At 45.4% G+C, this 11,030-nt stretch carries 12 protein-coding genes; all 12 read left to right on the top strand.

Going from position 1 to position 11,030, the window contains the following annotated elements:
- The first annotated feature begins 252 nt into the window (after positions 1-252).
- The 12 genes from IM753_RS09510 (at position 253) to IM753_RS09455 (ending at position 10,958) form a co-directional block, all read left to right on the top strand.
- Entirely contained in the window at positions 253-405 is a 153-nt protein-coding gene (locus tag IM753_RS09510; protein ID WP_194109181.1) for a hypothetical protein, read from the top strand.
- A complete protein-coding gene (locus IM753_RS09505; RefSeq protein ID WP_083108194.1) occupies positions 405-1,355 on the top strand; it encodes a DUF4105 domain-containing protein in 951 nt (316 codons plus the stop codon). The genes IM753_RS09510 and IM753_RS09505 overlap by 1 nt, the downstream gene beginning before the upstream one ends.
- Positions 1,352-1,852 carry a YqhA family protein gene (locus tag IM753_RS09500; protein ID WP_194109180.1) on the top strand — a complete coding sequence of 167 codons (501 nt, stop codon included), beginning with the start codon at positions 1,352-1,354 and terminating at the stop codon, positions 1,850-1,852. The genes IM753_RS09505 and IM753_RS09500 overlap by 4 nt, the downstream gene beginning before the upstream one ends.
- A gap of 48 nt (positions 1,853-1,900) precedes the next feature.
- Entirely contained in the window at positions 1,901-2,689 is a 789-nt protein-coding gene (gene hisIE, locus IM753_RS09495) for a bifunctional phosphoribosyl-AMP cyclohydrolase/phosphoribosyl-ATP diphosphatase HisIE (protein WP_370582549.1), read from the top strand.
- Between the two features lie 61 nt (positions 2,690-2,750).
- Entirely contained in the window at positions 2,751-2,972 is a 222-nt protein-coding gene (gene tatA, locus IM753_RS09490; protein WP_065255200.1) for a Sec-independent protein translocase subunit TatA, read from the top strand.
- Positions 2,973-2,978: 6 nt separating this feature from the next.
- Complete coding sequence (locus tag IM753_RS09485; RefSeq protein WP_194109179.1) at positions 2,979-3,503, top strand: twin-arginine translocase TatA/TatE family subunit; 525 nt, start codon at positions 2,979-2,981, stop codon at positions 3,501-3,503.
- A 32-nt stretch (positions 3,504-3,535) separates the two neighbouring features.
- Positions 3,536-4,264, top strand: a complete 729-nt coding sequence (gene tatC / locus IM753_RS09480; RefSeq protein ID WP_065255216.1) for a twin-arginine translocase subunit TatC — start codon at positions 3,536-3,538, stop codon at positions 4,262-4,264.
- Positions 4,265-4,485: 221 nt separating this feature from the next.
- Entirely contained in the window at positions 4,486-5,298 is an 813-nt protein-coding gene (locus IM753_RS09475; RefSeq protein WP_065255202.1) for an ABC transporter permease, read from the top strand.
- A gap of 9 nt (positions 5,299-5,307) precedes the next feature.
- Positions 5,308-5,979, top strand: a complete 672-nt coding sequence (locus tag IM753_RS09470; protein ID WP_194109178.1) for an ABC transporter ATP-binding protein — start codon at positions 5,308-5,310, stop codon at positions 5,977-5,979.
- Positions 5,957-7,066: a capsule biosynthesis protein gene (locus tag IM753_RS09465; protein ID WP_194109177.1), complete on the top strand. Its 1,110-nt coding sequence runs from the start codon at positions 5,957-5,959 to the stop codon at positions 7,064-7,066. Before IM753_RS09470 ends, IM753_RS09465 begins: the two co-directional genes overlap by 23 nt.
- A gap of 14 nt (positions 7,067-7,080) precedes the next feature.
- Entirely contained in the window at positions 7,081-8,793 is a 1,713-nt protein-coding gene (locus IM753_RS09460; RefSeq protein WP_227713126.1) for a polysaccharide biosynthesis/export family protein, read from the top strand.
- Between the two features lie 2 nt (positions 8,794-8,795).
- Positions 8,796-10,958, top strand: coding sequence for a capsular polysaccharide biosynthesis protein (locus IM753_RS09455; protein WP_370582841.1), 2,163 nt, complete (start codon positions 8,796-8,798; stop codon positions 10,956-10,958).
- The last annotated feature ends 72 nt before the right edge of the window (positions 10,959-11,030 follow it).

Genomic DNA, 11,030 nt, shown 5'->3' with positions numbered 1-11,030 from the left:
GACATTGGCGATGACATTTTTTTTATTTTTTGCTCTTTATTATTTTGCATTGGGCGAAAGTGCTAAAATGTTGCTAGAGATAGAATTTTGGAAAGAAAAATTTTTTTTTGAATTTTAATTTGGTTTTTATGGTGTTAGCCATAAAATTCATTTGCGGTTGGTTTGTGTTTTGGAAAAATGTATTTTTTTATCGCTAATTCTAGTGTATTGCCCTGCATTTGCTTTATAATAGCCCTTTTATCCGCCAAAATCATGACCGACCAACTCCCCAAAAACGCCCTTATCAAGGCTCTGCCCCCTGCCGTTCAGCGGTTTATCACCCGCTTTTTTGTAACCCGTGCTTTTGTGTGGCTCATCTCCATTGCCTTTACGCTCTTTGTTGGGGTGGCAGTTTTTGGCTACTGATGGCGTTATGGGTGCATAAGCCCTTTGGCGAGCTGGGTACGCAAGTTTTTATGGTGTTTTGGGCGTGTTTGGCAATGAGTTTAACGGGCTTTTTTATCACTCGGGCGATTTTTAGACGGCGGACGGATTTGGCGGTGTATCTTGTCTGCTTTGGTGTGGGGCTTGGGTGGTATTTTGGCATGGACGCAAAAAATGACCGCATTTGGCATGATGAAGTCGCCAAAATCATTCAATACGAAAAGCAAGGCGATATCGTTACCCTGCACAATGTGCGAAATTTTCGTTGGTATGATAAAGACAATTATGAGATAAATTGGGAAACTCGCCAGTATAACCTGCAAGAGCTAGAAACTTTTGAGCTGATTATTTCAGATTGGGGCTTGGATAAAATCGTACACACCATGGCAAGTTTTGGCTTTAAAAATGGCGAGAAACTCAGCTTTTCTATTGAAATTCGTAAAGAGTCACATGAGAGTTTTTCGGCGATTGGGGGATTTTTTCGCCAGTTTGAGCTTGGGCTTGTGGTGGGCGATGAGAAGGATTTGATATACAGTCGCACCAACGTGCGTGGCGAAGATGTGTACATTTATCCTGTTGATTTATCAAAAGAAAGCGTGCGTGAGCTGTTTTTGCTTTATTTACAAAAAGGCGAGAGTCTCAACCACGAAGCCCGTTGGTATAACACCTTAATTAGTAATTGTAGCACGCTCATTTTTGATATGATGGCACAAATTGAGCCGATACCGATTGACTATCGGGCGTTATTGGCAGGCTTGTTGCCCGAATATTTGCTTGATGAAAAGGCGATTGATACTCGTTATACGGCTGATGAATGGCGAGCGATGGCACACGCCAATCCGTATGTGGGGCATTTGATAAAAACTGATATGGACAGCGATGAGTTTTCAAGATTGATAAGGCAAGGGCTACCAACACAGGGGGAGAGATGATAAATTCTTTATTTCAAAATAGCCGATTTTTGGTGTATGTGATTGTTTTTACTTCATTTTTATCATCTGTCATACTCTATATCATGTCGCTCAACATTTTGTTTCATCTGTACCTATCCTTTGTGATGGCGGTGCCTGATACCGCCAAATCAGGCAAACAGTTGGCGGTAACGCTCTTAAAGGTGCTTGATATTGGGCTGATTGCCTTGGTGTTTCAAATTACCAGTATTGCCTTGTACCAATTTTTTATTTGCAAAAAAGAAATGGTGGATTCTCGTTTTTTAAAGGTGCTACACATTCACGATTTTCATGATTTAAAAAGTATACTCATGCAAGTGGCGGTGCTGATTTTGACCGTGATGTTTTTGGAGCAAGCGGTGGAATATGGGGCAACGCTTGAAACTTTGTATTTTGCCCTGTCGGTGTCGTGCGTGCTAGTGGCGGTGGTGTTTGTGATTAAAAATTTGAAATCATCATCGCACGATAAGACGGATTAACCATCATCTCCTATTTTGTGATAAAATATCCCAAAATAGGAGATGATGATGAGCTGGCTTGATGATTTAACATTTAACGCCGATGGGCTGATTCCCGCCATCGCCCAAGACCACGCCACGGGGCAAATTTTGATGATGGCATGGCAAAATGCCGAAAGTTTACGCCTGACGGTAGAGACAGGCACGGCGGTGTATTTTAGTCGCTCTCGTGGCAAGATTTGGCACAAGGGCGAGAGTAGCGGACACACTCAAATCGTTCATGAGATTCGCACCGATTGCGATAGAGATGTGATTGTGCTTATCATCACGCAGATTGGGGGGGTTGCGTGCCACACGGGGCGGACGAGCTGTTTTTTTGAAAAATTGGACGTGGCGAGCCTTGATTGGGTGGCGGTGGATAAGGTCATTAAAGACCCTAGTGAGATTTATGGTGATGCGGTAAAAGTGGACGCACCGCATACGCTGATTAAGCTAGATAATAGCAAAGTCATTGGCGAGCTTGACCGCATCTTAGATGAGCGAAAAACTGCCGACAAAGACAGCTCTTATGTGTCAAGCCTATACCACAAAGGGCTGAATAAAATCCTAGAAAAAGTGGGCGAAGAGACGACCGAAGCGATTATCTCCGCCAAAGAATTACAGCTTGTGCGTGCCACAGGCGACAATGACGAACATGCCAAAGCGGACGTGGTCTATGAAGTGGCGGATATGTGGTTTCATAGCCTTGTGGCGTTACACCAGTTGGGGCTATCGGGCGATGATGTCTTGACCGAGCTGGCAAGACGATTTGGTTTGTCGGGTATTGATGAGAAAAATGCACGCACGCCAAAGGGCTGATTTCATCATTTTGTCAAAATTTTATGTTAGACTAATTTTTTAAATTTAAAAGGGTAATATCATGGGCGGATTTTCTATCACACATTGGCTGATTTTATTGGTGGTGGTGGTCATCGTGTTTGGCACGAGTAAACTTAAAAACGCAGGCAAAGACTTAGGTTCTGCCGTTAAGGGCTTTAAAGATGCGGTCAAAGAAGACGACAAGCCCAAACTCACCCAAGCCGATGACACCCAAGACGTTAAAGTAGAAGAGATTAAGGTCAAAAAAGACGAGACGGTCTGATAGGCTATGTTTAATCTGGGCTTATTTGAGCTTGGGCTGTTTGGGGTCATCGCACTCATCATCTTGGGCCCTGAAAAACTCATCATCACCGCACGCACGCTTGGCAAATGGTACGGTAATTTTCGCCGTATGTCGGCACGCCTACAAAGTGAGCTGGTGAGCGAGCTTGAACTCACCGAAGTACAAAACGCCCTAAAAGCGGAGATTGATGAGATTCGTGCGTCCGAAGCCAAGATGAAAGCCCAAATGCAGGAGTTACAAGCCAAAATCCGCCAAACCGACCAAATGGCACGCACCAATCAAAGTGCGATTTTGGATAATTGGCAAGAAATTCAAGACACCAAGCAAGATGCTCAAAACACCGACACAAAAAGCATAAACCCCCAAGCAAATACCCCCCGATACGACACCTTACCTTTAACTTATCGCTTTTTTTTATTGGGCGATTATGACAAAAAACGCCGTCTGCCCCCCGCCCCGTTTTTACCCAATTATAAAGCCGACAAACTCTTATATCAGGGGGGCGTGTGAGTGATTTAGACAAACACAGCACGGACGGCGATATGCCACTCATGGCACATTTTGCCGAGCTAAGAACCCGTTTTATTCGCATGGCGGTGGCGGTGCTTGTCGTGTTTTTACCGCTCATGTATTTTAGTCGCCCCTTGTATGACTTGATTTCAAGTCCGCTTGTCGCTCTACTGCCCCATAACGCCAGTATCATCGCAACCCAAGTGGCTTCTGGCTTTTTAGCCCCGATAAAATTGGCGTTTTTTGTGGCGTTATTTATCTGTGTGCCGTTTATCATCGCCCAGATTTGGGGTTTTGTCTCGCCTGCCCTATATAAGCACGAAAAACGGGCAGTTGTGCCACTGTTACTGTCCGCCATTGTGCTGTTTTATGTGGGCATGGCGTTTGCGTATTTTGTGGTGCTGGTGCCTGCCCTAAAATTTCTCGTCCTGTTCGCTCCTGACAACGTCCTGCCGATGACTGACATTGAGAGTTATTTGGATTTTGTCATCAAGCTGTTTTTGGTGTTCGGTCTCATGTTTGAGATACCTGTGGCGACCATGCTACTCGTGCTCATGCGTATCGTAACGCCTGAACAGCTTGCCGACAAACGCCGATATATCATTGTGGGCTGTTTTTTTGTCTCGGCAATCATCACACCGCCTGACGGGGCAAGTATGCTCATGCTTGCCATACCCATGTGTATTTTGTTTGAATTGGGGCTTGTCGTGGCAAGAATGATTGTTAAGCCTAATAAACAGATTGCTGATGATAAGGTGTAGGAGCAAATTGCAATTTGTCCAAAATTCATTTGCCTAAACCAATTTATCCAAGCTCATTCATCTTAGCTAAAATAAGCATAAAAGACGTGTTTATCACGTCTTTTTTGGGCTTTTTTGACCAATTTGGCAAAATAAACAGTTTTTTGGTAATTTTTAATCGTTTGTGCTACAATGCCAAAAATTTTTATCTCTTTTAAATTTGTCTAATTTTGGCACCTGTCATGTCCATTGAGCTACCCCCATACCGACCGATAAAAAAACGCAGTGGACTGGCCGTCATGGGTGCGGCGTTTCATGCCCTGCTCATGCGTGAGTTGCAGACCCGTTTTGGCAGTTATCGTTTGGGTTATTTGTGGGCTCCCTTAGAAGTCATTTTGCAAATGGCGATTATGATGATTATCTTTGGGACTATCATGAAACGTGCCTTGCCTGGCATGGATTATATGCTGTTTTTGGTGGCAGGGTTTACGCCATTTTTTATGATGCAAAAAATCGCCACTCGCTCACTAGGAGCGGTGTCTGCTAACGCTGGATTGCTCATGTATCGGGCGGTACGGCATATTGATGTGATTATCGCTCGCTCGTTTTTGGAGCTGGTGATTTATTTTATGACCTTTGTCATCTTGTTGTGTGGGCTTGCTTTTTTTGGCATTGGGTTTAGTGTGGCACATTTGGACATGGTGCTGTTTTGTTGGCTGATGATGTTCTTGTTTGCCTTTGGGCTTGCCATGATACTCATGATTGTGGGGCATTACGGCGGTGAGCTAAGTAAGATTATTAGCATTATTTTTACGGTATTATACTTTGCGTCAGGGGTAATTTATTCGGTGCATATGGTGCCTGAGCCGTATTTGAGTTATCTGATGTACAACCCCTTTATTCATAACTTAGAGATGATAAGACACTCGCTGTCGCCCACCTATCCGATTTATCATGTGGACATGTGGTATTTTGCCAAATGGACAGTGTGTGTGAATTTTTTGGGACTGCTGTTATATAAAGCCTTTGAGCGTGATTTGATTCGTGCCAAATGATGATAAGACATGATTGAGATTAAAAACATTACCAAATCCTTTATGACCCCACACGGTCGGCATTATCTTTTTAAGGATTTGAATTTGACCATTGCCGATAAGCAGTCGGTGGGACTGCTTGGGCGAAACGGGGCGGGCAAATCAACCTTGCTACGGATTATCTGTGGGCTAGATACCCCTGATAAAGGCGAAGTGGTTACTGACAGCACCATTAGCTGGCCGGTGGGCGTGGCAGGGGGCTTTCAGGGCAGTCTGACAGGCAGACAAAACGTGCGTTTTGTGTGCCGTCTGTATTCGAGTGGTGATTATATTGATGAGAAGATTCGTTTTGTTGAAGAGTTTGCCGACATTGGTAAGTACTTTGACATGCCAGTCAAAAGTTACTCATCAGGCATGCGTTCACGACTGACTTTTGGGCTGTCGCTTGCTTTTGATTTTGATTATTATATGTTAGATGAAGTCAGTGCGGTCGGTGATGCAGCGTTTCGTAAACGCAGTGAAGAGATATTAGAAGCTCGCCGTGAGCAGGCGGGATTTTTGATGGTGTCGCATAATCTAAAAGAGATTGAGAAAAACTGTGATATTGGTATTGTACTGATGGATCAAACCGCCAAAGTTTTTGCTGACCCCAAAGAAGCCATTGAGGTGTATAACGAATATGTTCATAAAGCTAAAAAATAAGCGTAATCGCCCAGTTGCTACCCTATTTATATGGGTGGTGGTTTTGCCGTGGCTTGCCATCAGTGCTTATACACTTGTATTGGCTCACCCACGCTACGTCAGCGCATCGGATGTGGTCATCAAGCAAGTCTCCGAGCAGGGCGTGTCTGCCACGGGTATCTCATCATTGCTTGGGGTTAATAACACCAACCGTGAAGACGCCCTATATTTGACCAAATATATTCTGTCTAATGACATGATAGATAAACTGGATGCAGAATTTAAGTTTCGTGAGGCGTATCATGTCAATGGGGCGGACTTTATTAATGAAATTTCCACCGATGCCACCCAAGAAGAGTTGCATAAATATTTTAAAAAGCGGGTCTCGGTGTCGCTTGATGAGTTAAGTTATGTACTCACGGTAACAACAGAAGGCTTTGAGCCAGAATATGCTTTGCGATTAAACCAAGCCATCTTGCGTGAATCTGAAAAATTTGTCAATAACATCTCAAAAGATGTGGCAAACGAACAGCTTGCCTTTGTCGCCACCCAAGCTGCTGATGCCGAGCAAAAGTTAAATGATGCCAAAAAGGCGGTTATTGACTACCAAAACCAAAATGAAATCTTTGACCCCCAGCTCAACGCCCAAATGGTCAATCAAGTCATCGGCACCTTACAAGGGCAGTTAAGCTCACTACGCACCGAAGAACGCCAGTTGCTTAGCTACCTTAATCCAGAGGCACCACAGGTGGTGAGTTTGCGTAGTCAGATACGTTCGGTGGAAAAGCAAATTAAAGAAGAACAAGCTAAACTTACATCGCCACGAGATGCCAAACTAAACGCCCAAGCCTTAGAGTTTGAGACCTTAAAAGCAGAGGCGGAGTTTGCCAATGAGCTTTATAAAATCGCCTTGACGTCCTTGGAGAGTTCTCGGGTGGAGGTCATGCGTAAGATGAAAAACTTGGTGGTCATCACATCCCCACATCGGGCAGAGGATGCCTTATACCCTCGTGTGGGCTATGTGTTAGGAACGTCGCTTGTGTTACTGCTTATCTTGTATGGTTTTATCGTATTGGTGATGGCGGTCATCAAAGATCACGCCAAATAATGGAAAATAAGACAATGAAACATTTGCTAATAAAAACCCCCTTAGCCATTGCTTTGATACTAAGTGGCACTGCCTTTGCCAATACCAACTTTGCCACAGACAGCAACACAGGCAGATTGGCAGGCGTGATAAATGGTAGCGGAGACGTGCCATCAGAGGCAACCACCGCCGAAGCCGTGGCGATGGCAAGTATGCCAACCCATGCCATCATCAATAACACCCCTGCCATTCAACATGTCAAAACAGACGTACGGATTTTTGGCGAACAGCTCTTTCGTGGGGCGTTTGCCACCACATCAGGCTCTACCTTTAATGACAGCTATGTCATCAATGTTGGCGACAACGTACAGGTGCGAATGTGGGGAGCGTATCAGTATGCCGCCACGATGACCGTTGACCCGCAGGGTAATATCTTTTTGCCAAATGTGGGGCCGGTGCGTGTGGCGGGCATTCAAAACGGACAATTACAAAACGTGGTACAGTCGGCAATCGCACGCATTTACCGCTCTAATGTGGGCGTGTATGCGTCATTGGAGCAGGCTCAGCCCGTTAAGGTATTTGTAACAGGCTTTGTCAATCAACCAGGTTATTATGGTGGACTGGCAGCAGACAGCGTTTTATCTTACCTAGACCGTGCAGGCGGTGTCGATCCTAAGCGTGGCAGTTATATTGACGTGCAGATTTTGCGTGGTGGTCAAGTCGTCCAACAAATTAACCTATATGATTTTCTTATCATGGGTCGCTTGTCGCCATTTTCGTTTAGAGATGGGGACGTGATTAATGTCGCTCCCCAAAAACAGACCTTTGCCATCTCAGGTCGGGTACAAAATGAATACGTCTTTGAATTTGGGGTCAATGATTTGACCATCTCGGATGTGCTTGCTGTTGCCAACCCATTGGCAGATGCAACCAACGTGAGCATCACAAGGGCGTCAGGAAAAGCCAAAACGGCAGAGTATTATGCTTTGGGTGAAGCACAAAATATCCCTGTCCAAAATGGCGATACATTGGTGGTAACATCTGACCGCCATGCTGGTACGATAGCGGTGCAAGTAACAGGTGCCCATGAGGGTAATGGGGCGGTGGTATTGCCCTATGGGGCAAGATTAAAAGACGTCATTGCCCAGCTTGAACCGTCTGCTCTTGCCAATGTCAATCATTTGACCATCTACCGTGATTCGGTCAAAGCAAGCCAAAAAGCATCCATCAACCGAGCCTTAGACCGCCTAGAAGAGATGACACTGGTTACGCAGTCCACCACCCGAGAAGAGGCTCAGCTACGCTCAGAAGATGCCAAATTGGTGGGACAGTTCATTGCCAAGGCTCGTCACATTGAGCCGACAGGGCGTGTGGTGGTGGTGCCAAACTCATGGCAGGACATCATTTTAGAACAAGGTGACATCATTCATATCCCTGCCCAAACGTCTGTCATTATGGTAAATGGTCAAGTACGCCATCAAGGTGCATTAACTTTTAATGCTGACTTGACGGTAGGTGACTACATTGCCAAATCAGGTGGATTTGATAATAATGCCAACAGCGATGAGATTTTGGTCATGCACCAAAATGGTGAAACCAGCGTGGTCAATACCGCCTATCGCATACAGCAGGGTGATGAGATTATGGTTCTGCCCAAAGTCAAAACTCGCCGTGTTGAGATTGCTCGTGGGATTGCACAGGTCATCTATCAGCTTGCTGTGGCGACAGGTGTGATTGTCAAGCTCTGATGGTGCGTTATGCTTGTGCCACCAAAGGGATTATCAAAAATAATCCCTTGCTTGGCGTGGCACTTGGGGCGGATATTGTTTATCAAGACAAAACCGTCCAAGCCGTCATCGCATGGGGACAAAAACCAAGCCGTAGCAAGGCGACCGCTTTTGCCAAAATGCACAACTTACCGCTCATCACAGTAGAAGACGGTTTTTTACGCTCGCTCGGCAGTGGCATACACAGCGTGGGGGCGAGTTTTATCAAAGACGACTTGGGCGTGTATTTTGACCTAATCACCCCCAACCGCTTACAAGCACTCATCGCCGATAGTGTGGCACAGTGGAGTGATGATAAAGAGCGACACGCACAGCAGTTAATCAGCAAAATCATCACGCACCAATTATCCAAATATAACCAAACCACCACCGCCCCTGATTTATCGGTACTAGCAAATAACGACAAGCCCCACGTCATCATCATCGACCAAGTGGCAAATGACGCGTCCATCACAGGAGCAGGGGCGACTGCGGACAGTTTTTTTGCCATGCTCGCCCACGCCAAAGAGCGTTATCCTGATGCCAATATCTGGATAAAAGCACACCCTGCCGGCAAGGGTTATTTTGTCCCGACCGACATCGCCCCGCCGTTCTATCTAGATACACCCTGCAATCCCATTGCCCTTATCCGTCAAGCCCAAGCGGTCTATACGGTCAGCTCGCACATGGGTTTTGAGGCGTTAATGCTGGGCAAGTGCGTGCATAATTTTGGCGTAAACTGGTACGTAGGCTTTGGCTTGACCGATGATGATTTTGTCAAAAATAAACCCATTTATCAAAACCTTATCCGCCATTATCAAATGCTAAATATCACACAGACAAGCCTTAGTCAGCTGTTTTATGCCAGTTATGTGCGATATAGCCATTATGCCAATCCTGCCACAGGAGAGGCGTGCGACATTGAGACGGTCATGGATTATCTCATCACCAACCGTGATTGGCAAAATCGGCTTGGTCGTGAACTCCTTGTTTATGATTTTAGTCGCTGGAAAGTGCCATTTGTGCGGGGGTTTTTGGGGTTTGATAAGGTAAATTTGACCGTCAAACCCAAAACCAAATGGTGGTTTTTTTTGCCATATGGTATCAATGAAAAACGTGCCAAACGTGCCGATAGCAAAATATTTAACGCTTTATCTAACACTACCAATTATGTCGTGTGGGGGCAAAAATCCAAACACCTGTTAAAAGATAAACTCGCCAAACGTGGCATGACAAACCCCACCATTTGGTGCATGGAAGACGGTTTTATCCGCTCAAATGGCTTGGGGGCAACGCTCATCGCTCCGTTGTCGGTGGTTATGGACGATGTGGGGGTTTATTTTGATGCGACCGCCCCGAGCCGTTTGGAGCAGATTTTAAATAGTATTTGTCTAAGTGATGATGAAATACAGCGTGCCAAAGGCTTGCACGAACTGCTTTTAACCAAACGAGTGAGTAAATACAACGTCCCCACCAAAAACCATGATTTTGTCCGTGGGATTAACACCTTAAAATCAAACCGTCCCATTCGCCTGGTGGTTGGGCAAGTCGAAGACGATGCGTCCGTACAGACGTGTACGAGCGTGATTAAAAAAAACAGCGAGCTGTTGGCGAGAGTGCGAGCTGATTTCCCTGATGATGTGATTATCTACAAACCGCACCCTGATGTGGAAGCAGGGCTACGGGTCGGCAAGGCGAATAATCATCATCTGGCGGACATGGTTGCTCACGATGTCGCCATGCCCGACTGCCTAGATGTGTGTGATGTGGTGCATACCATCAGTTCTTTGACAGGGTTTGAGGCTCTACTGCGTGGTAAAAAGGTGGTGTGTTATGGCTTGCCGTTTTATGCAGGTTTTGGGCTAACCGATGATGTGGTTGAACCTGATAACACCCCCAAAATCAATGCTTTAAACAGACGCACTCGCCCCAATTTGTCTACCTTAACCCTGCATGAGCTGATTTATAGCACGCTTATTGCTTACCCCATGTACCATTTGCCACATGGAATGGGGCTTGCCACGCCTGAGCAAGTTATTGAGTATTTGTACAATCAAACCCATACTGCCAAGCCAAGTCTTGCCAAACGACTGACCCAAAACGCCAAAACCACCGCCATGCAATTACGCAAAATCATCATACGGTAAAAAAATTGTATAAAAACTATGATACAATACATCAGCCAACTGTTTGTATTTTAATCAGTTTTTATTTCCATT

Origin of the sequence: Moraxella sp. K127, from assembly GCF_015223095.1 — a bacterium.
GTDB lineage: Bacteria > Pseudomonadota > Gammaproteobacteria > Pseudomonadales > Moraxellaceae > Moraxella.
The sequence above is the reverse complement of the archived record's forward strand: the minus strand, read 5'-3'. Positions and strand labels throughout refer to the sequence as shown.